The sequence below is a fragment of the Bacillus sp. B4EP4a genome (assembly GCF_006680105.1).
GTDB lineage: Bacteria > Bacillota > Bacilli > Bacillales > DSM-1321 > Peribacillus > Peribacillus simplex_E.
The window spans coordinates 45,951-70,338 of sequence record NZ_VHIK01000036.1; the positions used below are offsets into that span (position 1 = coordinate 45,951).

Consider the following 24,388-nt stretch of genomic DNA (forward strand, 5'->3'; position numbering starts at 1 on the left):
CTTTCGGGTAAAGACTATATATATCGTCAAAGTGGATAAACTATGGTATCATGAGAGGTACGTACAACTAGTTATAGATTGTTTTTGAGGAGGATTTATTAATGTCACAAAATGTAGCAGGTTTAATTGACCACACGTTATTAAAAGCAGATGCAACCAAAGAGCAAATAAAGGTATTATGCGAAGAAGCGAGAGAGTATAACTTTGCTTCCGTATGCGTAAACCCGACTTGGGTGAAATATGCAAGCGAACTTTTGGAAGGTTCAGAAGTGAAAGTTTGTACGGTCATCGGCTTCCCTCTAGGTGCAACCACACCGGAAACCAAAGCTTTTGAAACGAAGGACGCCATCTCCAATGGCGCTCACGAAGTCGATATGGTGATCAATATCGGCGCATTGAAGGACAAGGATGATGAGTTGGTAGAGCGGGATATTCGTGCTGTGGTAGCGGCATCCACTGGTAAGGCTCTTTCAAAGGTGATCATTGAAACTTCTTTATTGACTGATGAAGAAAAAGTCCGTGCATGTGAATTGGCCGTAAAAGCAGGAACGGATTATGTGAAAACATCAACTGGTTTTTCGACCGGCGGAGCGACTGTTGAAGATATCACGCTTATGAGAAAAACGGTTGGCCCGGATATCGGTGTCAAAGCTTCAGGCGGAGTCCGCAATACGAGTGATGCCCAGAAAGTGATTGAAGCTGGTGCAACAAGAATTGGAGCGAGTGCAGGTGTCTCCATCGTAAAGGGCTTAACGGCTGATTCCGATTATTGATTTTAAAAAGGGACCGTATAATAACTCCCTGAAATAAAAAAGGCGGAGAAAAATATTTTATTTTTCTCCGCCTTTTTTTTATTACTTACATAAAAAAATCGGTTTGTAATTCAACTGGTGATATCCCATGTGTTTGTGCATTGCGCCTATTTCTTCCATGAAAAAAGAGGACCCGTATCATTTTTGGACTTGTACTTGTCATTTTTGGAACCCATAAATTCAAAAAAAAGCTTATTGTGGATTTAATAAATATTAGGGGGGATCAACAGTGAGTAAACTTGCTTATATTAAATGCATGAACATGGGGAGGGAAATGAAAAAAGGTTTTTAATTTTTTCATTTATCATTAACACTACTTTAGATGAGTGGTGAAATTTTGGGTATATGACACTTCAATAACCATTTTATTTATAGGTTTGATTATTATGATATTAGCTCCTGTTATATCGAGTGGTTTGAGCTTATTGAATCATAAAACTAATTATAAAAAGATTAGCTAAAAAACCTCCCAGTAATCATTTATCCTTTTATATCTGGTGCAGCTACATATGATGTCCAATCTTCACACGAAGCTGCCCTAAAAGAAAGTCACTAATGACTTTTGGACAGCTCCTTATTTTTTAAAGTTTGGCCGATGCACCAAAAGAATGAGGTTGGAGAATTGCCGTGCGAATGGCAAGACGGCAAAAGAAGTCAAGGTATTGAAAATGACACTGGCATGGGCCAGCTGTGTCCCCTTGTTTTCGGTGAAAAAGGCAGCAGTTCTTTCCAGGATGTCCACAAAAGGCAGGAATGCGGCAACCCCTATGACGTTTAGCCAAATATGTGAATAAGCTGTGAAGGCAGCTTGTCTACCGGAACCGATGCTGGCCATGTATCCGGTGATGCATGTGCCTATATTCGATCCGAGCATGATGATGATTGCGGAAGAGACGGATAACTCCCCATTCAGCAAAAAGCTCATGGCTATCCCAATGGTTGCCGAACTGGAGTGAATGAGTGCCGTCAATAATATCCCGGCTAATAGGGCATAGCTCATGTGGCCCTCTATGTAATGGATGAGCGTTTGTATGGATGGATAGGCTGCAATCGGTGTCGAAAGCGTTTTAAAACCACTCATCGCCGCGAAGATGGCCGAGATTCCGATCAGTGACATCCCTATGCTTCTCGGTAATGTTTTTGGCATGAAGCAAAGGAAAGCGCCGCTTACGACACCGGGAATGATCCAACGATCCAGAGAGAAGGTCATGAACTCTGCTGTAAAGGTGGATCCGATATTCGTTCCAAGAATAATCCCGATCGTTTGCGGGAACGTTAAGCTTCCTGCGGAAACGAGGCCGACCGTCATGACCATTACCGCCGAGCTGCTCTGCAGGATCCCGGTAAAGATGGTTCCGGCCATGAAGCCTTTCCATGGCTTATCCGTAACCTTTGAGAGAAAAGTTTTTAATGCTGCACCTGACATATTGAACAGTCCGATTCGTAAAACCGACATACCTGCCAAAAATATCGCAATGAATAAAAGGAATAAAAATAGCTCATGCATGACTGTCACCTCATAGTAAGCTTATGGCCCAATGACGGGAGACATGCTATAAATTGGATTTTCATGCAGGTTGAATCATCGTTTCGTGAAAAATTATGATAATAACATGATGATATTCAAAATAAGTTTGATTTTATTGGTTGACCTGCTAAAGATGATATATTATAATTGTTTAGTACATGTATAACATGTTGACAACTTGAGTTAGTGTGTTGTTTTCGGAGGGAGGGAAAGAGATGTCTAAAACCGTCGTTCGTAAAAACGAATCGCTTGAAGATGCTCTTCGTCGTTTCAAACGTACTGTATCTAAAGCAGGATCGCTTCAGGAAGCTAGGAAGCGTGAATTTTATGAAAAACCAAGCGTAAAACGTAAGAAAAAGTCTGAAGCTGCAAGAAAACGTAAATTCTAAGAGAGGGTGGAAAGATGAGTCTTCTCGAGCGTTTAAATAATGATATGAAACAAGCGATGAAGAACAAGGAAAAGGACAAACTATCTGTTATTCGGATGCTGAAAGCTTCTATTCAAAACGAAGCTCTGAAGCAGAGACAAGATTTAACAGATGATGAAGAATTGACAGTGCTCTCTCGCGAATTAAAACAACGCAAAGACTCCCTCCAGGAGTTTGAAAACGCAGGTCGTTCAGATCTCGTGGATAAAGTCCGCACCGAACTAGTATACGTAGAGGCATATATGCCTGAGCAACTTTCAGAAGAAGACATTTCTAAAATCGTTAAACAAACGATTGAAGAAGTCAATGCAACATCCAAAGCAGATATGGGCCGAGTTATGGGAGCTTTAATGCCTAAAGTTAAAGGTAAAGCGGATGGTTCTCTAGTAAACAAATTAGTACAACAACATCTATCTTAAACTCTAAACTTAAAACTCGAAACCTAACCGCAGGCAAATTGCCTGTGGTTTTTGTGTATTTCATGATTTTTATGCGTATATTATTGAAACGTAGCCCAAGATAATAGGGGCACTTTTAATTTTATTAGCTTTTTTTGAAACCTTTTTCATATACATACGTAATAACTAAAGAACAGAGTAAAGGGTTGCTTCATTTGCTCCTTATTCGAATTTTAGTTGTGTGCTGAATTTACTGGTAGGTTTTCCTCCTGAATACTGGAGGCACTTACCGCGTTTAATACGGGAAAGGGGGCGTTCCGTTGAAAATTTGGCGTTATTTATCTGTACTCTTATTTGGATTGCTGTTCACCATGTCTTCTTTTGGGGGATCGACGGTATCTGCAAACGAGAAGATCGTTTACCATGTACCAATTGAAGAAACGGTGGAAAAGGGACTCTCGGCCTTTTTGGAACGCGCGCTGACCACTGCTGAAGCAGCTGATGCAGATCTTGTCGTTTTCGAGGTGAATACCCCTGGAGGTGCTGTGGATGCAGCGGGGGAAATTGCAAAGTTACTGTCGGATTCACCAATCAAGACAGTTGCCTACGTCAATAACAGGGCTTTATCTGCAGGGGCATACATTTCTCTAAGCGCAGATGAGATTTATATGGTTCCGAGTGCCACCATGGGTTCTGCGGCTGTGATTGATTCAACAGGGAACGCTGCAGGTAAGAAAGCGCAATCTTATTGGTTAGCTGCCATGAAGACTGCTGCAGAACAAAATGGACGTGATCCCATTTACGCCCAGGCGATGGCGGATGTTGACATCGATCTACCCGAATATGGAGCGGAAAAAGGGAAGTTGCTGACATTTACAGCTGAACAGGCAAAAAAGGCTGGATATAGTGAAGGCACCGTCTCTGGGAAAGCGGAGCTGTATAGTATACTTGGAGTCGAGGATGCTGATATTCGGTCAATCGAAGAAAGCTTTCCTGAGAAGCTTGCCCGCTTTTTGACCAACCCGATCGTCGTTCCCATTTTGTTAACGATAGCGGGAATCGGGATTGTGATGGAATTGTTTTCACCCGGTTTTGGAATTCCGGGGGTCATTGGAATCACCAGTCTTGTCTTATTCTTCTATGGTCATCTTGTCGCCGGTATCACCGGATACGAATCGTTAGCGATGTTCATCATCGGGGTCATTCTCGTACTAATTGAATTTTTTATCCCAGGGGGGATTATCGGGCTGCTCGGATTTACCGCGATAGTGGGGAGTTTATTCCTCGCAACAGGTGATCCGGTCCATATGACGATATCCTTGCTAATTGCGGTTACCGTATCCATTTTGGTATTCATCCTACTTGTAAAGGTGTTTGGAAAACAGATGAAATTTTTCAGGAAAATGATATTAACCGATGCAACAAAAACGGAACAAGGATATGTGAGCAATCCGAATCGTTTGGATTTATTAGGTGTAGAAGGGAAGGCCCTTACAGACTTGAGGCCTTCAGGAACAGCTTTGGTCAAAGAAGAAAGAGTGGATGTCGTGACCGAAGGAAGCTTTATTTCCAAAGGTTCGTCAATCATCATCGTTAAAGTTGAAGGATCAAGGGTAGTCGTCCGGGAAATTCCGGATTCAAATTAAAATTAAAAGATACAGGAAGGATGAATCATTAAGTGATAACTTCAGGAACGATATTTATTGTACTGGCAGTGATTGCTGCCATCATCGTGTTGGCAGTGTTTTTCACATTCGTACCAGTAATGTTATGGATTTCCGCTTTAGCGGCAGGAGTCAAAATCAGTATATTTACATTAGTTGGGATGAGGCTTCGCCGCGTTATACCAAGCAGGGTCGTCAATCCTCTTATCAAGGCCCATAAGGCTGGAATCAATGTTTCAACGAATCAATTGGAGAGCCATTACCTTGCAGGCGGTAATGTCGATCGAGTTGTGAATGCATTAATTGCTGCAGAACGCGCCAATATCACATTACCTTTCGAACGGGGTGCAGCTATTGACCTTGCCGGTCGTGATGTATTGCAGGCTGTTCAAATGAGCGTTAACCCGAAAGTGATTGAAACTCCGTTCATCTCTGGTGTGGCGATGAATGGTATTGAAGTGAAAGCTAAGGCAAGGATCACGGTCCGTGCCAACATTGAACGTCTAGTCGGTGGTGCCGGTGAAGAGACGATCATTGCCCGTGTAGGGGAAGGGATCGTATCGACGATCGGTGCTTCGAAAATGCACACGGATGTCCTGGAACATCCCGATTTGATTTCACGAACGGTTCTATCAAAAGGGTTGGATTCAGGAACGGCATTCGAAATTCTTTCCATTGATATCGCTGAAGTGGATATCGGTAAAAATATCGGGGCCATATTACAGACGGACCAAGCCGAAGCCGATAAGAAAATAGCCCAGGCAAAGGCCGAAGAACGCCGTGCAATGGCTGTTGCGCTTGAACAGGAAATGGTTGCCCGTGTTCAGGAAATGAGAGCGAAGGTTGTTCAATCCGAAGCGGAAGTTCCGTTGGCCATGGCCGATGCACTGAAAAGCGGAAACCTTGGAGTGATGGATTATATGAATATCCAAAATATCACGGCCGATACGGATATGCGCGGTTCCATCAGTAAAATATCCGAAAATCCAAAAGATAACAACAATAACCATAATAATAATAATAATTAGGTCAGGGAAGGGAGGTCTTTAAATGGGAGATTTTATTGATTTCTTTCTCAAGAACCCATTCCTTATCATTGTCTTGATCGGAATTTTAACGTCCATGTTAGGAAAGAAAAAGCAGCCTCAGCAATTTGATGATCCTAACACGCCTCCGAAAAAGAAATGGCAGGAGGTCATGCGGGAGCTTCAAGGTGAAATGCAGCAAGGGAATCAGCAGCAAAGGCCTGCCCCTGCTCCTGCTCCTGTAAGGAAAGTCGAACAGCAGGCAGCTCGGGCTGTTGAAGTGATCGATGAGACGACGAACGATGCGAACAAAAGGATTGCGGAGCTTAGAAGGCTTCAGCAGAAGTACGATCAGGAGCGTTTATATCAAAAAGCGAAGGCGGATCAACTTACATCAACGATTTCTGATAATAAAAGTCCGGTCTATCGCCAAGGGCCGTCTTTTGGTAAAAAACAGCTGATTGATGGCATCATCATGTCAGAAGTGCTGGGACCGCCAAGGGCGAAGAGAAGTCTTCAGAGGTCCAGAAGGTGATTCGGAGCCCCGGGCTTTTTTAAGCCCGTCATTAAATGAGCATGAAAAAATAGACTCTCATTCACTTATAATTTTGTGCTAGAACCCTCTTTCATTTCATACATTGAGATGAAAGGGGGTTCTTTTTTATGGCACGCAATTGGGGAAAAAGAGTGAAACAGCTTATGACCAAAACAATGGACCTTCCGCAAGATGTCATGATGGACCTGCCGCGAATTACAATGATCGGACAATTACATATTTATATTGAAAACCATCGTGGCTTATTGGCTTTTACAGACAGCGAAGTGCGATTGATGCTGAAAAATGGGCAGTTGCTGATAAAGGGAAATGCCTTTGTCATAAAGACGATTTTGCCGGAAGAAATCATGCTCGAAGGCAAAATCGATAAGGTCTATTTTATCAATGAATGATCCCGGGAGGTCTCCATGAAAAACCAATGGACAAACTATTATACAGGCTATGTAAAGGTGAAGGCTTATGGCAAAGGTGCAGAACGGCTGATTAATATGCTGACGAGAAGGGGGCTTCATATCTGGGATGTGAAGCGTGTCGGAAGTGAAGCCCTGATTTTCCATATGGATATCAGGGATATCCCCAAACTCCGTCAGGTCATGCGTAAGAGCGATTGTAAAGTAAAGTTCATGCAGGGAAAGGGTTTCCCTTTCCTAATGAAGAGAGTCATGAAAAACAGCGGGTTTTTAGCGGGGATGATCGCTTTCCTGCTTTGTATATTTGTACTTTCCAATATGGTTTGGGGCATCGAGGTTCAAGATGCCAAACCCGCAACCGAGCATGCCATCCGGAAAGAATTGGACAAGATGGGCGTGAAGATTGGGAAAGTGCAATTCTTTGTGGATGATGTGGATACGATTCAGCGTAAGTTGTCGGACCGGATTGGTGCATTGACATGGGTAGGGGTAGAGCTAAAGGGAACGACATACCATTTTCGGGTTGTAGAAAAACGGCAACCTAAAGAGGTCGAGGAAACATCTCCGCAAAATTTGGTAGCTTCCAAAAAGGCGATCATCACTGATATGTTCGTTGAAAAGGGACAATCTATTGTTAATGTGAATGATTATGTAGGAAAAGGACAGCTTCTTGTTTCGGGATTGATTGGAAAAGAGGATAAACAGGAAATTGTATCCGCACAGGGAGTAATAAAAGGGAAAACGTGGTATAAAGCGAAAGTGGAAGTTCCGTTAAAAACCAAGTTTTCTGTTTTTAACGGAGATGAAACGAGCAGGCACTTTTTGAAAATGGGGGGATTTTCCCTTCCGGTATGGGGTTTCAAGGATCCGGGATATGAAAAACAGGAAAAAGAAACGACAGTGAGGCCATTTCACTTTCTTCAATGGGAACTTCCCATTTCCTATAAACAAGTGACCTTGAGGAGCAAGGAAGATATTGTACGAAGTTATACGGAGAAAGAAGCGGTGAAGGAAGGCAGGAAAATGGCTAAAGCAGAATTGAAAAAGCATTTAGAAGAGGAAGATGAAATCGTCGAGGAAAAAATTTTGCACGAAAGCATGGAGAATGGTAAAGTTAAATTATCTATACATTACCAAGTTATTGAAGATATAGCGATTGGACAGCCAATCATTCAAGGAGACTAGCGAATGGCAGATGATGTGAAAGTAATTAAGCTCGAAATAGAATCACCCAATGAAGCGATCGCATTATTGGGCAATGGGGATTCAAATGTAAAAGTGCTCGAAGAGGAGCTTGGCATTTCCGTTATAACCCGAGGTGAAGCGGTGAGTGTTGCCGGGGATATCGAGCGGGTAACGATGGGGGAGGAGATCCTCAAGGCATTATTGACAGTGGTCAGAAAAGGAATTGCAATCAGTTCCAGGGATGTGCTTTATGCAATTGAATTGGCAAGAAAAGGCACATTGGAGTATTTCGGTGAATTATATGATGAGGAAATCGCTAAAACGGCTAAGGGGAAATCCATTAAAGTCAAAACGATCGGGCAAAGATACTATATCCAGGCTATAAAGAAACAGGATCTTGTATTTGGAATTGGGCCTGCCGGAACCGGGAAGACCTACCTTGCTGTAGTGATGGCCATCAATGCATTGAAAAATGGACATGTTAAACGGATCATCCTGACACGGCCTGCCGTCGAAGCAGGGGAAAGCCTTGGTTTTCTGCCTGGTGATCTGAAGGAAAAGGTAGATCCTTATCTACGGCCGCTGTATGACGCTCTCCATGACCTTCTAGGGATGGAACAGACGCTAAGGATGATAGAGCGCGGAACGATCGAAATAGCTCCTCTGGCTTATATGAGGGGCCGTACGCTTGAAGATGCCTTTGTCATATTGGATGAAGCCCAGAATACGACGGAAGCCCAAATGAAGATGTTCTTGACCCGGCTTGGTTTCGGATCGAAAATGGTCATTACGGGAGATCGGACCCAGATTGACCTTCCGAAAGGTATGAAGTCAGGTCTGGTCCGGGTAGAAGAGATCTTGAAGAATGTTAAAGGCCTTTCCTTTGTTTATTTTGAACAAAGTGATGTAGTAAGACATCCGCTTGTCGCCAAAATCATTACTGCTTACGAGCAGGCGAAGTCATAAGAAAAAATCCGCCATTTCAATCGGCGGATTTTTCGTGATGTGTCTAAATGACAAACTTTATGGGGAAAAAGTGGATAAGAAGCTTCATTTATCAATACGAAGGTGAAAATTCACATAAAAACTGTTATGATTTTACATATCTAGAATAATAAACATCATTTTTTTTAGGAGGACCTTCCTTGAATCGTATCCAGAAATTTTTCACTCAAATAAAAGGGCTGTTGGTCCATCGCTTTTTTCAAGTGCTTTTGTTCATCATACTTGGTTTGTTTGCGTATGGGTTAATGTTCTCCAATGTTAAGCCGGAAAGGGTTCAGGTAGAGCTTTTTAAGCCTGCGGAACAAACAATACGTTCAACCAAGACTGTGGAAGATACCTATAAGACGGAACAGGAAAAAGAAGAGATTTCAAAACAGGTGGCGGATGTTTATTCTTTAAAAAAGGAATATGCCAAAAATAAAGTCGATCTGATTTCATCCATTTTCGATTCAGCAATAGAGGTGAATAAAGAAACGGACCCCGATGGAGATCATAAAGAAGATGAGGAAAAAGATGATAAAAAAGAGCCCGTAAAGACGGATGCTCAAAAAGTTTCCATATTAAAAGAAAAATTGACCGATGAAGTGAATAAAAATATCGAGGAATCCGTTTTCCTGGCATTAGTGCAGGCGGATGAAGATGAGTTGAAAATAGCGAAGGATTCAACCATTACTGCCGTGAATAATGTGATGGGCTCCCGAATCGCTGCAAGTGACGTCGAAAATGCCAAGAAGAAGGTTGTAGAGGAATTGGGTTATATGAGCATTAGTGGCGATATGAAAAAAGCCTCCACTTCCCTTGCACGTACGGCAATCATTCAGAATGTATTTTTCGATAAGGACAAAACCGAAGAACAGCGAAGGAAAGCGGTTGAAAGCGTGGAGCCAATCAGGATCCTTCAAGGTCAAATCATCGTTGAAGAAAATCAATTAGTGGACAGGGATGTATATAGGCAGCTTGAACTGGCAGGCTTCTTAAATACGGAGTCTACCATTTACCCGTATATCGGCCTGCTGTTATTCATATTCCTGACTTTTGCCGCTTTTTATTACTATTTCTACTATTCCATTTCCAAAAAGGATAACAAGTACAATCAGTTATTGATCTTCAGTCTTGTCTTTATCCTTTCAATGGCTACCATGAAAACGGTCAGCATTCTGGCAGACCTGAAAAACTCGAACCTGGAATACATTTTTCCGGGTGCCATGGCGGCGATGCTCATCAAGATATTATTGAATGATAAGTTAGCGGTGGCAATGATCATATTGCTAGGTTCGTATGGTACGATTATATTTAATGGCGATACACCTGGAAATCTGGATTTCTCGATGGGGCTTTATATCATTTTCGGGGGATTGACGGCAATCATCATTCTATCTAGGCCAAATTTCAAATCAAAGGTGCTGGTAGCGGGGCTGCTATTGTCTTTAATCAATATGGCATTTGTTTTTTCGCTCATCTTTATTATGGACAGCCATTATACTAGAATGGAGTACTTATATTATGCTGCTGCTGCCATAGGTTCTGGAGTGGGTTCAGCCGTTTTGACAATGGGCCTGTTACCGTTTTTCGAGGCTGGTTTCGGGATCTTATCATCAATTAAGCTTATCGAACTCGCGAATCCCAATCATCCGTTATTGCGGAGGATCTTGATTGAGGCACCGGGGACATATCATCATAGTGTAATGGTTGCCAATTTGGCGGAATCCGCTTGTGAAGCCATCGGGTCGAATGGATTGCTGGCAAGGGTCGGCAGCTATTATCATGATATAGGTAAAACGAAGCGGCCGCACTTCTTCATCGAAAATCAGATGAATGAAGAGAACCCGCATGATCGGCTGCAGCCGGAAACGAGCAGGGATATCATTATTGCCCATGCCGTAGATGGCGGGGAGATGCTGCGCAGTCACAAATTCCCGAAAGAGATTGTGGATATTGCAGAGCAGCATCACGGTACGACTTTATTGAAGTTTTTCTACCATAAGGCAAAAAAACAGGATGAGACCACCCTCGAAGCGGCCTACCGATATCCCGGTCCGAGGGCGATAATGAAGGAAGTAGCCGTCATCGGCATAGCCGATAGTGTTGAAGCTGCAGTGAGATCGATGAAGCACCCAACTCCAGATAAGATTGAAGAGCTGGTAAGTTTCATCATTCAGGACAGGATTTCTGATGGTCAATTTGATGAATGTGACATTACTATGAGAGAATTGAGTATCGTGAAGCATTCCTTATGTGAATCGCTGAATGGTATCTTCCACTCCAGGATTGAATATCCGGAGCCGGATAAATTAGGACAGAAGGTGAAAGAATGATTTTAGCTATCGATTTAATGGATGAAACGAATGAAGTAACGGAGGAAGCTCAGCGGCTTGTTGAGAGCATTCTGCAATTTGCGGCAAGAAAAGAAAACATTGAAAAAGACACCGAGCTGTCAGTTACATTTGTAGACAATGATAGGATTCGGGAAATCAATAAAGAATATCGACATAAAGATTCAGCTACAGATGTCATTTCCTTTGCACTTGAAGAAATGGGAGAAGATGAAGTGGAAATTGTCGGTGCGGAAATGCCCCGCATGTTAGGGGATATCATCATTTCCATTGAACGCACGAAAGAACAGGCTGAAGAATATGGCCATTCATTTGACCGGGAACTTGGATTTTTAGCACTGCATGGTTTTCTGCATTTATTAGGATTCGACCATATGAATGAAGAAGATGAAAAAGTGATGTTCACTAAACAAAAGGAGATCTTGGAAGAATATGGACTTTCAAGAGAAGGATAAAAAAAGGTATCCTTTATTAAAAAGTTTCTCTTTTGCCTGTCAGGGAATTTTGGAGGCTGTTCGGACTGAACGCAATATCAAGATACATTTCGCGTTAACGGCAATCGTCGTATTCTTTGGCTGGTACTTCTCATTGAATGGGATGGAGTGGCTTTTCATTTTAGCGGCCATAGCCGGTACGATTACGTTGGAGCTCGTTAATTCAGCGATTGAAAGGGTAGTGGACCTGGTAACGGATCAAATCCATCCGCTAGCCAAGCAGGCAAAAGATATTGCAGCCGGAGCTGTATTCATATATGCTATATTTTCTATAATAGTTGGATTGATTATCTTTTTGCCTAAGTTTGGCCTGTAGGTTGCCGAAATGGTACTCAATTTGAAAGGAAGATGTGAATTGAATACAAAAGAATTGATTGAGGAAGCTAAAAAAGCAAGGGATAAAGCATATGTGCCTTACTCCAAATTTAAGGTGGGGGCAGCCCTTTTAACCGCTGATGGAAAGGTCTATCATGGTTGTAATATAGAAAATGCTGCATATAGCATGTGTAACTGCGCCGAAAGGACAGCTTTATTCAGTGCTTATGCCCATAACGATAAAAAATTCACTAAACTTGCAGTCGTGGCAGATACCGATGGTCCCGTTTCCCCATGCGGGGCATGCAGGCAGGTTATTTCGGAACTGTGTGAAAAGGATATGCCGGTCGTTTTGACCAACTTACATGGGGATATAAAAGAACTAACAGTACAGGAATTGCTTCCAGGAGCTTTTTCACCGGAGGATTTAAATGGATAAACTATTTGATGATACACAAGTAAAAGGTTACAAATCAGGTTTCATTTCTATTATTGGACGACCTAATGTTGGAAAGAGTACATTTCTGAATCGGGTCATCGGTCAAAAGATCGCCATTATGAGCGATAAACCGCAAACTACAAGAAATAAGGTCCAGGGTGTACTTACGCAAAACGATTCACAAATGATTTTCATCGATACACCCGGCATTCATAAACCAAAGCATAAGCTTGGTGACTTCATGATGAAAGTGGCAACGAATACATTGAAGGAAGTCGATTTGATTCTCTTCATGATCAATGCGACTGAAGGATACGGACGCGGTGACGAGTTTATCATCGAAAAACTTCAATCCGTAAAAACGCCTGTTTTCCTGGTTGTAAACAAAATCGATGCAATGCATCCAGATGATTTACTTCCGATCATTGAAAAATACCAACAGCTTTACCCTTTTGCGGCGGTCGTTCCGATTTCTGCGCTTGAAGGAAATAATGTTGATACACTGCTTGAACAAATCAAGGAACATCTGCCAGAAGGTCCTCAGTTTTATCCAGCTGACCAAGTGACCGACCATCCGGAACGTTTTATCATTTCCGAATTGGTCCGTGAGAAGGTACTGCACCTGACACGTGAAGAAATTCCGCATTCAGTGGCTGTTGTCATCGATTCAATTAAAAAAATGGACAACAGTGACACCATTAATGTCATGGCGACGATCGTTGTCGAACGTGATTCACAAAAAGGGATTGTCATCGGAAAGCAAGGGAAAATGCTTAAAGAAGTCGGTAGCCGTGCCAGAGTGGATATCGAAAACTTATTGGGCTCGAAAGTTTTCTTGGAACTATGGGTGAAGGTACAGAAGGATTGGCGGAACAAAGCAAGCCAGCTCCGCGATTATGGCTTCAATGAGAGCGAGTATTAATTAACAAAATTTACGCGTCATGAAAGTTCGGAAAACGGTCAAGCTAACCATATGGTCGGATATTCATATTGCTAGTTAAAAATGAAAGGTGGGCTTTATATGTTGGATTTTACCTGGGAGTTATTTACTGAAACAGGTAATGTGGACACCTATTTGCTGTTTAAGGAGATAGAAGTCGAGAGACAGGAAAGACACTTGGTATTGAATGATGAGCTAGCAGAATTTGATTTTCCTGTTTCATAGGTTAGTCTTGGCGAGCATGGGTGGTGTCTTGGTATGCTCCAAAAATGTGAGGGCATTGTCATAAGGCGAACTGCATATGGAGAAAATAACAAAATCATTACTATATATACCCGTGAGTTGGGAAAAATTGGCGTTATGGCTAGAGGAGCCAGTAAACCTAACAGCAGGCTTTCTGCCGTCACACAGCTTTTTTGCTCCGGGTATTTTCTTGTAACCACATCAACCGGACTCGGTAGTCTTCAGCAAGGCGAAATGGTCGATTCACTCCGTTTCATAAGGGAGGATCTTTTTGCCACTGCTTATGCTTCATATATTGTTGAATTGCTTGATAAAAGCGTCGAGGATAAGAAACCGAATCCATATTTGTATGAATTGCTTTCGCAAACATTGCATTACATAAACGAGGAATATGACGCAGAGGTTTTGAAATTCATTTTTGAAATGAAGATGCTGCCCGTCAATGGGATTAACCCAGTGCTGAATCAGTGTGCTGTATGTGGTGAAACGGAAGGGGAATTCTCCTTCTCGCTTCGGGAAGCGGGCTTTATCTGTCACCGCTGTCTGGGGAAAGACCCTTATCATTATAAAATTTCACCTTCAGCCGTCAAATTGCTTCGAATCTTTTATTATTTCGATTTATCAAGGCTCGGAAACATTTCCGTTAAGCCTGAAACGAAAAAAGAACTTCGGAAGATCATCGATGCATATTATGAGGAATATTCCGGTCTGCATTTGAAATCAAAAAAGTTCCTGAAACAGATTGATACGATGAAAGATATGTTTTAGGATCTGACCTATTGACATTCCATGCTAGTTTGTATAAAATTCTAATCATCAAAATAAGAAGATTGCGTTGATGGAAAAGAGTATCTGTCATTCTCCATAAAAAGCGAACCCGGGACGGTGGAAGCCGGGATATGGATTTACAGGGAAGGGCGTTTCCGGAGCATGTAGCTTTGAAAAGAGGCCGTTTTATAAACGGCAATTAGGGTGGAACCGCGGGTATACTCTCGTCCCTATGCATTTCGCATAGGGACGGGAGTTTTTTGTTTGCCAAAATGTAATGGTTTCCGATCCTTAATTTTAAAAAGAGCCGTTTTAAATAACCTGGAGGTGTACGATGAATATTCAAAATATGATTTTAACGTTACAAAAGCATTGGTCTGAACAAGGCTGCATATTGATGAATGCTTATGATGTAGAGAAAGGGGCAGGAACGATGAGCCCATACACGTTCCTGAGAGCCATTGGACCGGAGCCTTGGAGCGTTGCTTACGTAGAGCCTTCCCGCCGTCCTGCTGACGGCCGTTATGGAGAGAACCCTAATCGACTGTATCAGCATCATCAGTTCCAAGTGATCATGAAGCCGTCACCTGACAATATCCAAGAGTTATATTTGGATTCATTGCGTGCTTTAGGGATAAATCCGCTTGAGCATGATATTCGCTTTGTGGAGGACAACTGGGAAAATCCATCACTAGGGTGTGCTGGTCTAGGTTGGGAAGTATGGCTTGATGGAATGGAAATCACTCAATTTACATATTTCCAACAAGTGGGCGGCCTTGAGTGTAAGCCGGTTTCCGTGGAAATTACGTACGGGATCGAACGTCTCGCCTCTTACATTCAAGATAAGGAAAACGTATTTGACCTAGAATGGACAGATGGATTCACAGTTCGGGATATATTTGGTCAGCCGGAATACGAACATTCGAAATATACGTTCGAAACCTCCGACCTTGATATGCTGTTTCAGCTTTTCACGATGTATGAAAAGGAAGCGCATCGCCAAATGGAAGAAGGACTTGTGCATCCTGCATATGACTATGTTTTGAAATGTTCACATACATTTAACCTTTTGGATGCCAAAGGTGCCATCTCGGTGACGGAAAGAACGGGTTATATTGCCCGGTGCCGTAACTTAGCGCGTAAGGTTGCCAAAACCTTCTATGAAGAGCGGGAAAAATTAGGCTTCCCGATCCTGAAAGTGAAAGGGGAGAATACAAATGAGCAAGCGTGATTTGTTATTGGAGATTGGATTGGAAGAGCTGCCTGCCCGTTTTGTGACAGCATCAATGAAACAGTTGTCAGATAAAGTACAGCAATGGCTAACGGAAAAAGCGATTGAATTCGGAACGGTTGAAGCTTTTTCAACACCAAGACGTTTAGCCGTATTGGTGAAAGACGTGGAAGAATCCCAAAAGGATATCGAAGAAGAAGCAAAAGGTCCGGCCAAGAAAATCGCTTTGGACAGTGAAGGCAACTGGTCTAAAGCCGCATTGGGATTCGTCAGGGGTCAAGGCATGACTTCAGAGGACATTTATTTTAAAGAACTCAAGGGTGTGGAATACGCCCATGTGAATAAATTCATAAAAGGACAGCAGACTGCTCAGCTTTTATCTGAGCTGAAGGAAATCATCAGCGGCATGACGTTCCCGAAAAATATGCGCTGGGCCAATCAGGAGCTCCGCTTCGTCCGTCCGATTAAATGGCTGATTGCCTTATTCGGCAATGAGACAGTTCCATTTAGCATTGCTGACGTGGAAACGGGCCGTGAAACAAAAGGACACCGTTTCTTGGGCGATAGCGCAATCATCGAGCAGCCGGAACGGTATGAAGATACGCTAAAAGAACAATTTGTAATGGCGGATCCAGATAAACGCCGACAAGTTATATTGGATCAGATTAAAGAGCTTGAGCAGGAGAAAGGCTGGATCATCCCGGTCGATGAAGATCTGCTTGAAGAAGTCAATAATTTGGTAGAGTATCCAACGGTGTTATTTGGACATTTTGAAGAAGAATTCCTTGAGCTTCCTGCTGAGGTACTTATCACATCAATGAAGGAACACCAACGTTATTTCCCTGTTAAAGATAAGGACGGGAAACTGCTTGCTTACTTTGTAACCGTGCGTAACGGCGATGACCGCCATTTGGATAAGGTTTCTAAAGGTAATGAAAAAGTATTGCGTGCCCGCTTATCGGATGCAGCATTCTTCTATCAAGAAGATCAGAAAAAAGAGATTTCAGATGCTTTGAAAAAGCTTGACAGCATCGTTTATCATGAAGAAATTGGTACATTAGCCGAGAAAACTGCCCGGGTAACAGCAGTGACCGGTGCCCTTGCGGATGCTTTGAATTTAAAAGCGGAAAAAGAAATGGCGCTTCGTACAGCGGCAATTGCCAAGTTCGATTTGGTGAGTCATATGGTTTATGAATTCCCTGAATTGCAAGGGTATATGGGTGAAAAATATGCTCTCTTAAAAGGGGAAGCCAAAGAAGTGGCCGCGGCTATCAATGAACATTATATGCCAAGACATGCGGATGACAATGTACCGCCTTCAGTCATTGGAGCAGTTGTGAGTTTAGCTGAAAAAATTGATACTTTGTCTTCATTCTTCGCAATTGGTGTCATTCCGACAGGTTCCCAGGATCCTTACGCATTAAGAAGGCAGGCGAGCGGGGTCGTCCAAATCTTAGCTGAGAAGAAATGGAATATTTCTTTAGAGGAGCTTATTGTATTAGGCCTTAAAGGACTGGAATCAAAAGGCATCTTAAAACGTGATCTTGAAGAAGTTAAAGCGGATATGTTCACATTCTTTAAAGCCCGTGTCAAACACCTGCTTCAAGAACAGCAAATCCGTTACGATTTGATTGATGCAGTTCTGTTCAATGAGATCGGCTATATCCACTCTATCGTGGAACGTGCACATGTCTTGAATGCGAAAAAAGACGAAGCTGGCTTTAAAGAAAGCCTGGAAGCTTTAAGTCGGGTCATGAACATTGCCGTGAAATGTGACAATAAGGTGACAGTCGACCCTAGTGCCTTTGAAAATGATCAAGAAAATGCGTTATATGTAAAATATCAAAAAGTGGCAATGCGTTATATGGAATCCAAAGAAGAGAATGAACGGTTTGAACAGCTTGTTTCTCTTCAAACGGAAATAGAGTCATATTTCGAGAATACAATGGTCATGGCAGAGGATGAAGCAATCCGTAATAACCGTTTATCCTTAATGAAGGAAATCAGTGATTTGGTTGCAGGTTTTGCTGCTATGAATAAGATCATCCTTACATGATCGAAAGGATGTATGGAAATCGGAAACACTTTAAATAAGGGTTTCCGATTTCTTAAAAAGATAAATGGTCAATAAATAGGACAAAAATGCCCTAATTAAATAATTTAGTATATAATTATTAAATGAATAACTTTTGTTACTTTACTCTGCGAAAGCAGTGGGGTGGTGATTATAATCCAATTGAATAAGCGTCAGGAACAAATTTTACAAATCGTAAAAGAAAACGGACCGATTACTGGAGAACATATTGCGGATAGATTGAACCTTACCAGGGCGACACTTCGTCCAGATCTAGCGATTTTAACGATGGCAGGTTTTCTTGATGCCAGGCCCCGAGTGGGGTATTTCTATACAGGCAGGTCAGGGACACAGCTTTTGACAGATAGCCTCAACCATCTTTATGTACGAGACTACCAATCGATACCTGTCGTTGTTGACGAGGGCATTTCCGTATATGATGCAATAGTCATGATGTTTTTAGAAGATGTCGGAACAATGTTCGTCGTCGATAAGCATGCATTGCTTGTTGGTGTCTTATCAAGGAAAGACTTGTTGCGTGCTAGTATTGGGAAACAAGAGCTTAACTCCATTCCAGTCAATATCATCATGACTAGGATGCCCAATATTACAATGTGTTCAAAAGAAGACCTTTTGATTGATGTTGCCAAAAAATTGATTGATAAACAAATCGACTCATTACCGGTCGTCAAAGACACAGAAAAAGGCTATGAAGTAATTGGAAGGATTACAAAAACCAATATTACGAAAGCATTCGTAGCTTTGGCTGATGAAGGCTATTAGGGGGCTTGCAAAAGGAATGACGGAGAATATGAACGGTTCTATTATATATGTTGTATCGGATTCAGTAGGGGAAACAGCGGAATTGGTTACAAAAGCCGCTGCAAGCCAGTTCTCGGGATCTGCTTTTTCCATAAAGAGAATTCCGTATATTGAAGATGAACAAAATGTGGATGAAGTGATATCACTGGCTAAGTTGGATGGGGCGATCATTGCTTATACTCTTGTCAAGCCAGCCATTAGGGCGTATATGAAAGCACAGGTCGAGAAAGAAAACCTGTCTGCTTATGACATTTTAGGGCCGCTCATGGACATCCTTCAGGAAAGGGCGCCAAAAGGGCCGCTTAATGAACCTGGTCTGGTGAGAAAGCTGGATGATGACTATTTCAAACGTGTGGAAGCCATTGAATTTGCTGTAAAATATGATGATGGACGTGACCCTCGGGGCATTTTACGCGCAGATATCGTCCTTGTGGGTGTTTCACGCACTTCCAAAACGCCATTATCACAGTATTTAGCCCACAAACGCTATAAAGTGGCAAACGTACCTTTAGTGCCTGAAGTGGAACCTCCAGAAGAGCTGTTCCTGGTACCTCCTGAAAAATGCATTGGTTTAAAGATCAGTCCGGAAAAGCTGAACCATATTCGTAAAGAACGATTAAAGTCACTTGGGCTCAATGATCATGCCATTTACGCAAATGTGGAGCGCATAAAAGAAGAATTGACATACTTTGATACAATCATATCAAGGTTGAACTGTCCTATCATTGATGTAACCAATAAAGCTGTTGAAGAAACAGCCAATTTGATAATCAATATCCTTCAAAACAAAAACCGTTGATCCTTATAATTAAGGCAAATCAAAATGTGAGCTAGACACTCTATGTGTCAGCTCACATTTTAATGCCAAGGTCGAATAAGGGAATAACAAGAATAAGTTCAAAATAATTACATAAAATACATCTTGGTTTCCAAGTGTGAAACCGTTGATTTGCATGAAAAAACATTCGGAATTTAAATGTTGGCATCTTCTAATCAAATAGACTATAATAAAAAATTGTGAGAAAAAAGTAATCTTAAGGTTTAGACTTAATTAATAAGGAATAAACTAAAGGTTAATGAGATGTCAAGGTTTTTATCATAAAAATAATTCGACATGTTCCGTATAATTCAGGAAGGGCTGGTCTTTTTCAAGGCAAAAGAGGTGCTTTCACTTAAATAAGCAGGTATTCTTTGAAGAATGATGTGCGCTCATTTTAGAGGGAACCCTCTGAATCAATGCTAAAAATTCACCATATCTTCATAAAGTTTAGGGGAGAAAAAGGATTATGCAGAAAGATGTAGAATTAGAAGGTATGAATAATAAACCTACGATACACGTCGATGCCGATGCATGTCCGGTGAAAGACGAAATCCTTCATTGTGCAAGTTTGCACGATGTTGAAGTCTGTTTTGTTGCATCATATAAAAATATGATGAATAACCCTGAAGGTAAATGGGTTTATGTCGATGCAGACAAAGAAGCGGCAGATCTTTATATAGTAAACTCAGTAAAAAAGGGTGATATTGTCGTTACTGCAGATATTGGTTTGGCTGGAACCCTGCTTCCTAAAAACGTTTATGTCCTTTCACCAAGGGGAAAAGAATACACAGACGAGAATATTTTCATGCTCTTGGATATGCGTTATCAGTCGGCGAAACTCCGCAGGCAGGGTAAGCATACGAAAGGGCCGAAAGCATTCACAAAGGAAGATCGGGCATGTTTTACAAATAAACTTATGAAAACATTGTCGAATTTTGCAGGGAATTAGGAACCAGTATCGAATTAGAAACTATCACCAATATTGCAAGGTGGAAAAATGATAAATGGCCGTATAGAAGATGAGAAAATTAATCAAATTCGTGAAGCTGTTGACATTGTTGATTTAATTGGGGAGTATGTCCAGCTGAAGAAGCAGGGGCGCAATTACTTTGGCCTATGTCCTTTTCATGGTGAAAACTCGCCCTCGTTTTCCGTTTCTACGGAAAAACAAATCTTTCACTGTTTTGGTTGCGGGGCAGGCGGAAATATTTTTACCTTCTTGATGGATATTGAAGGCTACAGCTTTGTGGAATCTGCAAAAGTTTTAGCTGAAAAAGGAAATGTTCCTTTGGATGTTGAAATCAATAAGGACTCCAAGCGATCTAACATGCCGGCAGGCTCTCAGCAAATGGTTGAAGCTCATGACCTGCTGAGGAAGTTTTATCATCATCTCCTCGTTAATACGAAAGAGGGGCAGGATGCTCTCGAATATTTACTTAAACGCGGGTTTACTGAAGAGACGATAGAAAAGTTCCAAATTGGCTACTCTTTGGATTCATGGGACTTCGTGTCCAAGTTCCTTTTAAAACGCGGGTTTCCAGCGGAATACATGGAGCAGGCAGGGCTTATTATTTACAGGGAAAAAGACGAGTCATATTTTGACCGTTTCAGAAATAGAGTCATGTTTCCAATTATGGATCATCAAGGAAATACGATTGCGTTTTCAGGAAGAGCGATGGGGGACGATGAGCCCAAATATTTGAATAGTCCTGAAACGCCAATCTTTAATAAAAGTAAAACTTTATATAATTTCCATCATGCAAGACCACACATACGAAAGAAAGAACAAGCAGTCATTTTTGAAGGCTTTGCCGATTGCATTTCAGCAGTTGGCGCAGGTGTGGAGAATGCGGTCGCTACAATGGGTACTGCCCTGACGGACCAGCATATCCACCTTTTAAAAAGAAATACTGACCAGATACTTATTTGCTACGATTCGGACTCTGCGGGATTGAACGCTGCCAATCGTGCAGTTAATATGCTACAGGACCATGAGTTTTCCGTGAAAGTCGCTCTCATGCCTGATAACTTGGACCCCGATGACTACATAAAGGAATTCGGTGAAAAAAGCTTTGTTTCTGAAGTAATAGGGGCCAGTTTAACCTACATGGCATTCAAAATGCATTATTTGCGTCGAGGGAAAAATGTAAATAATGAAGGAGATCGAATTCAATATATCGAAGAAGTCCTTAAAGAAATTTCGCGATTGCCCAATGCAGTGGAGAGGGATCATTATCTCCGGCAGCTATCCTCTGAATTTTCCCTTTCATTGGATGCGCTGGAACAGCAGCAGCGTCAGGTGTTCTTTACGGAACGCAAGAAGGGGACACTGCCGCAGCCAGCGGCTCCAAAGAAAATGGCCCTGCAATATGAGCATAAGTTAAAGCCTGCTCACCATAATGCTGAAATGAAGTTGATTGCCCATATGCTAAAAAGCAGGGATATGACTTTCAAAATTCAGCAGTTGCTTGGGCAAACGGTCTTTCATGTAGATGAACATCAGGCAATCATCACCTATTTATATGCGTTCTATGAAGATGGACACGAACCGGATACAAGCTTTTTCCTTACTTATTTACCGGATCCAAACTTGAGAAGGATCGTTTCGGAAATAGAAATGATGTCAGTGAATGAGGAAGTTACCGATAAAGAACTGACCGATTGTATAAATCAAGTGTTGAAATATGAAAAGTTGTTAAAGATAAAAGAAAAACAAGTTGAAGAAAAAGATGCAGTTAGACGAAGTGATTATGTCACTGCTGCACAAATTGCCATGGAAATCATTAAATTGCGTAAAATGTTGTAGTCGTTTAGGTGTAAGTCCTGGAAGGAGGGGAACTAATGGCTGAAAAACCAGCACGTTCCAAACAAGTTGATAATGAATTTAGCCTTGAACAGGTGAAAGAAAAATTACTAGAGCTAGGTAAAAAACGGGGCTCTTTGACTTTAGAAAAAATTGCTGAAATGATTGGCGGTTTTGAGTTGGATTCCGATCAAATGGATGAGTTCTATGAGGTGTTAGCAGAAAACGGCGTCGAAATACTCACTGATGGTGAGGAAGACGAAGATGAAGACGATCCAGATGAGAAGAAACTTGCAAAAGAAGAAGAGTTTGACTTAAATGATTTAAGTGTTCCTCCTGGCGTTAAAATTAATGACCCAGTACGCATGTATTTAAAGGAAATTGGTCGGGTCGACCTTTTATCGGCAGAAGAGGAAATATCTCTGGCGACGAGAATTGAAGATGGAGATGAAGAAGCGAAACGCCGTTTGGCAGAAGCTAACCTTCGTCTTGTTGTCAGTATCGCCAAGCGCTATGTCGGACGCGGAATGCTTTTCCTTGATTTGATTCAGGAAGGTAATATGGGACTTATCAAAGCAGTGGAAAAATTTGATTACCGCAAGGGATTCAAATTCAGTACGTATGCAACATGGTGGATTCGCCAAGCGATAACCCGTGCCATTGCCGACCAAGCAAGAACGATCCGGATACCGGTGCATATGGTGGAAACCATCAATAAATTGATCCGTGTCCAAAGACAGCTTCTTCAGGATTTAGGACGTGAACCTTCTCCGGAAGAAATTGCGGAGGATATGGACTTAACTCCTGAAAAAGTTCGTGAAATCTTGAAAATAGCTCAGGAGCCTGTTTCATTGGAAACGCCAATAGGTGAAGAAGACGATTCACATTTAGGTGATTTCATTGAAGATCAGGATGCGACTTCCCCATCGGAACATGCAGCATATGAACTTTTGAAAGAACAGCTTGAAGACGTATTGGATACTCTTACTGACCGTGAAGAGAACGTCTTGAGACTCCGCTTTGGACTTGATGATGGCCGCACCCGCACACTTGAAGAGGTAGGTAAAGTGTTTGGGGTCACCCGCGAGCGTATCCGTCAAATCGAAGCGAAGGCGCTACGTAAACTGAGACATCCAAGCCGCAGCAAACGCTTGAAAGATTTCCTGGAGTAGAATATATATGCCCCTAACAGAGCCCTCTTGAATGCCCAGCGTTCGGGAGCGGCTCTTTTTTTCAATTTTGATGTAAAAATATCCTTGTAAGAACAATACTTATCCACGTTTACTTATAATGGAAATTGAATTTACAACAGAAACAATTTTACATAACTAAAAAGCTAAGCTGCTAAAAAGTAATGATCATCATGAGGATGTGAAATTCATGGATGAGATGAGAAAGAAAATCATCATTCAAGAAATAAACTCCTGGAAGGAAAGTCGTATGCTTCCAGAGCAATATTGTAATTACCTGTTTGCGTTATACTGTCAAGGCGAACTGCCGCCATCTAAATCGAATAAAACCGAGAGCAAAAAAAACGACATCTTTTCCGGGGTGTTGCTTGGGGCTCTTTTTGCATTTATTGTATTTTTGAATTATTTTACTGAAATACCCATAAGAATGCAAATGCTTATGACAACAATTTCAATACTTGTTTTTTGGCTGGCGGTCCGCCGCTTTAACGGCAGGAAAATCATTTTTCAAATGTCGTTGATGGGAATGGCCCTATCATTGCTTTTATTAACTGTCAGTTTTGCAGAATTCATGGCGCCCGGCAAAGTGGGTATCCTTTATATTTTCTTGTTCATTAATTGCGGACTCTGGATACTAATGGGCGATAAACTGAAGCTGCTCCATTTTTCCATAGCGGGAGGCCTGGGAGCACTGGTCACTCTTTACTTTTTATTAATATAACCAGCGGTTTTAAATAATGATTTTAGGGTATTATGAACATATGTAAGAAAAAGTAAAATGTTTGGAAATATACATAAGTTTTTGACAATTTTAAGAAATTATATAATATCTTCTATTTTTGGGCTTTTACTTGAAACTCTTTTCAAGTAAAATAATATATAGCTGTTTGTATATAATATTAATT

General features: G+C 41.7%; 25 protein-coding genes and 1 other annotated feature. Of the genes, 24 read left to right on the forward strand and 1 reads right to left on the reverse strand.

What is annotated here, in order from left to right:
* Window positions 1–101: 101 nt before the first annotated feature.
* Window positions 102–773, forward strand: coding sequence for a deoxyribose-phosphate aldolase (gene deoC / locus FNK51_RS17940; protein WP_063233000.1), 672 nt, complete (start codon window positions 102–104; stop codon window positions 771–773).
* Between the two features lie 613 nt (window positions 774–1,386).
* Here deoC and FNK51_RS17945 read toward each other — a convergent pair.
* Window positions 1,387–2,319 carry a Na/Pi symporter gene (locus FNK51_RS17945; protein ID WP_141994194.1) on the reverse strand — a complete coding sequence of 311 codons (933 nt, stop codon included), beginning with the start codon at window positions 2,317–2,319 and terminating at the stop codon, window positions 1,387–1,389.
* 236 nt (window positions 2,320–2,555) lie between these two features.
* Here FNK51_RS17945 and rpsU point away from each other — a divergent pair, with 236 nt between their 5' ends.
* From rpsU to FNK51_RS18060, 23 genes are all read left to right on the forward strand, one after another.
* A complete protein-coding gene (gene rpsU / locus FNK51_RS17950; protein WP_028391853.1) occupies window positions 2,556–2,729 on the forward strand; it encodes a 30S ribosomal protein S21 in 174 nt (57 codons plus the stop codon).
* A 14-nt stretch (window positions 2,730–2,743) separates the two neighbouring features.
* Complete coding sequence (locus FNK51_RS17955; protein WP_063233003.1) at window positions 2,744–3,187, forward strand: GatB/YqeY domain-containing protein; 444 nt, start codon at window positions 2,744–2,746, stop codon at window positions 3,185–3,187.
* A gap of 350 nt (window positions 3,188–3,537) precedes the next feature.
* The gene (locus FNK51_RS17960) at window positions 3,538–4,812 is read left to right on the forward strand and encodes an NfeD family protein (RefSeq protein ID WP_141994200.1); all 1,275 of its coding nucleotides are present in this window, start codon (window positions 3,538–3,540) and stop codon (window positions 4,810–4,812) included.
* A gap of 50 nt (window positions 4,813–4,862) precedes the next feature.
* The gene (gene floA / locus FNK51_RS17965) at window positions 4,863–5,858 is read left to right on the forward strand and encodes a flotillin-like protein FloA (RefSeq protein WP_375781867.1); all 996 of its coding nucleotides are present in this window, start codon (window positions 4,863–4,865) and stop codon (window positions 5,856–5,858) included.
* 22 nt (window positions 5,859–5,880) lie between these two features.
* Complete coding sequence (locus FNK51_RS17970) at window positions 5,881–6,390, forward strand: hypothetical protein (protein WP_141994195.1); 510 nt, start codon at window positions 5,881–5,883, stop codon at window positions 6,388–6,390.
* Between the two features lie 128 nt (window positions 6,391–6,518).
* Window positions 6,519–6,803: a sporulation protein YqfC gene (gene yqfC, locus FNK51_RS17975; RefSeq protein ID WP_098369773.1), complete on the forward strand. Its 285-nt coding sequence runs from the start codon at window positions 6,519–6,521 to the stop codon at window positions 6,801–6,803.
* Between the two features lie 15 nt (window positions 6,804–6,818).
* Entirely contained in the window at window positions 6,819–8,006 is a 1,188-nt protein-coding gene (gene yqfD / locus FNK51_RS17980) for a sporulation protein YqfD (protein ID WP_141994196.1), read from the forward strand.
* Between the two features lie 3 nt (window positions 8,007–8,009).
* Window positions 8,010–8,972 (forward strand): PhoH family protein, encoded by a 963-nt coding sequence (locus FNK51_RS17985; protein WP_057278839.1) that lies wholly within the window; start codon window positions 8,010–8,012, stop codon window positions 8,970–8,972.
* Between the two features lie 179 nt (window positions 8,973–9,151).
* Window positions 9,152–11,326: an HD family phosphohydrolase gene (locus FNK51_RS17990; protein WP_141994197.1), complete on the forward strand. Its 2,175-nt coding sequence runs from the start codon at window positions 9,152–9,154 to the stop codon at window positions 11,324–11,326.
* Complete coding sequence (gene ybeY / locus FNK51_RS17995) at window positions 11,323–11,799, forward strand: rRNA maturation RNase YbeY (protein WP_076365237.1); 477 nt, start codon at window positions 11,323–11,325, stop codon at window positions 11,797–11,799. The genes FNK51_RS17990 and ybeY overlap by 4 nt, the downstream gene beginning before the upstream one ends.
* Window positions 11,777–12,154 carry a diacylglycerol kinase family protein gene (locus FNK51_RS18000; protein ID WP_063233011.1) on the forward strand — a complete coding sequence of 126 codons (378 nt, stop codon included), beginning with the start codon at window positions 11,777–11,779 and terminating at the stop codon, window positions 12,152–12,154. The genes ybeY and FNK51_RS18000 overlap by 23 nt, the downstream gene beginning before the upstream one ends.
* 39 nt (window positions 12,155–12,193) lie before the next feature.
* Window positions 12,194–12,592: a cytidine deaminase gene (locus tag FNK51_RS18005; protein ID WP_076365241.1), complete on the forward strand. Its 399-nt coding sequence runs from the start codon at window positions 12,194–12,196 to the stop codon at window positions 12,590–12,592.
* Complete coding sequence (era, locus tag FNK51_RS18010; protein WP_034308493.1) at window positions 12,585–13,514, forward strand: GTPase Era; 930 nt, start codon at window positions 12,585–12,587, stop codon at window positions 13,512–13,514. Before FNK51_RS18005 ends, era begins: the two co-directional genes overlap by 8 nt.
* 99 nt (window positions 13,515–13,613) lie before the next feature.
* Window positions 13,614–13,757, forward strand: a complete 144-nt coding sequence (locus tag FNK51_RS18015; RefSeq protein ID WP_098369777.1) for a YqzL family protein — start codon at window positions 13,614–13,616, stop codon at window positions 13,755–13,757.
* A 33-nt stretch (window positions 13,758–13,790) separates the two neighbouring features.
* The gene (gene recO, locus FNK51_RS18020; RefSeq protein ID WP_098369778.1) at window positions 13,791–14,543 is read left to right on the forward strand and encodes a DNA repair protein RecO; all 753 of its coding nucleotides are present in this window, start codon (window positions 13,791–13,793) and stop codon (window positions 14,541–14,543) included.
* 58 nt (window positions 14,544–14,601) lie between these two features.
* Window positions 14,602–14,778, forward strand: a binding site (T-box leader).
* 99 nt (window positions 14,779–14,877) lie between these two features.
* Window positions 14,878–15,774 carry a glycine--tRNA ligase subunit alpha gene (glyQ, locus tag FNK51_RS18025; RefSeq protein ID WP_034308488.1) on the forward strand — a complete coding sequence of 299 codons (897 nt, stop codon included), beginning with the start codon at window positions 14,878–14,880 and terminating at the stop codon, window positions 15,772–15,774.
* The gene (glyS, locus tag FNK51_RS18030; protein WP_141994198.1) at window positions 15,761–17,830 is read left to right on the forward strand and encodes a glycine--tRNA ligase subunit beta; all 2,070 of its coding nucleotides are present in this window, start codon (window positions 15,761–15,763) and stop codon (window positions 17,828–17,830) included. The genes glyQ and glyS overlap by 14 nt, the downstream gene beginning before the upstream one ends.
* A gap of 165 nt (window positions 17,831–17,995) precedes the next feature.
* Entirely contained in the window at window positions 17,996–18,631 is a 636-nt protein-coding gene (ccpN, locus tag FNK51_RS18035; RefSeq protein ID WP_161784850.1) for a transcriptional regulator CcpN, read from the forward strand.
* A 28-nt stretch (window positions 18,632–18,659) separates the two neighbouring features.
* The gene (locus FNK51_RS18040) at window positions 18,660–19,469 is read left to right on the forward strand and encodes a pyruvate, water dikinase regulatory protein (RefSeq protein WP_076366287.1); all 810 of its coding nucleotides are present in this window, start codon (window positions 18,660–18,662) and stop codon (window positions 19,467–19,469) included.
* Between the two features lie 514 nt (window positions 19,470–19,983).
* On the forward strand, window positions 19,984–20,439 hold the full coding sequence (locus FNK51_RS18045; RefSeq protein ID WP_076366289.1) for a YaiI/YqxD family protein: 456 nt from the start codon (window positions 19,984–19,986) through the stop codon (window positions 20,437–20,439).
* 51 nt (window positions 20,440–20,490) lie between these two features.
* The gene (gene dnaG / locus FNK51_RS18050) at window positions 20,491–22,296 is read left to right on the forward strand and encodes a DNA primase (protein WP_141994201.1); all 1,806 of its coding nucleotides are present in this window, start codon (window positions 20,491–20,493) and stop codon (window positions 22,294–22,296) included.
* Between the two features lie 35 nt (window positions 22,297–22,331).
* Entirely contained in the window at window positions 22,332–23,465 is a 1,134-nt protein-coding gene (gene rpoD, locus FNK51_RS18055) for an RNA polymerase sigma factor RpoD (RefSeq protein ID WP_034308477.1), read from the forward strand.
* Window positions 23,466–23,673: 208 nt separating this feature from the next.
* Window positions 23,674–24,204 carry a hypothetical protein gene (locus FNK51_RS18060; RefSeq protein ID WP_141994199.1) on the forward strand — a complete coding sequence of 177 codons (531 nt, stop codon included), beginning with the start codon at window positions 23,674–23,676 and terminating at the stop codon, window positions 24,202–24,204.
* Window positions 24,205–24,388: the final 184 nt, after the last annotated feature.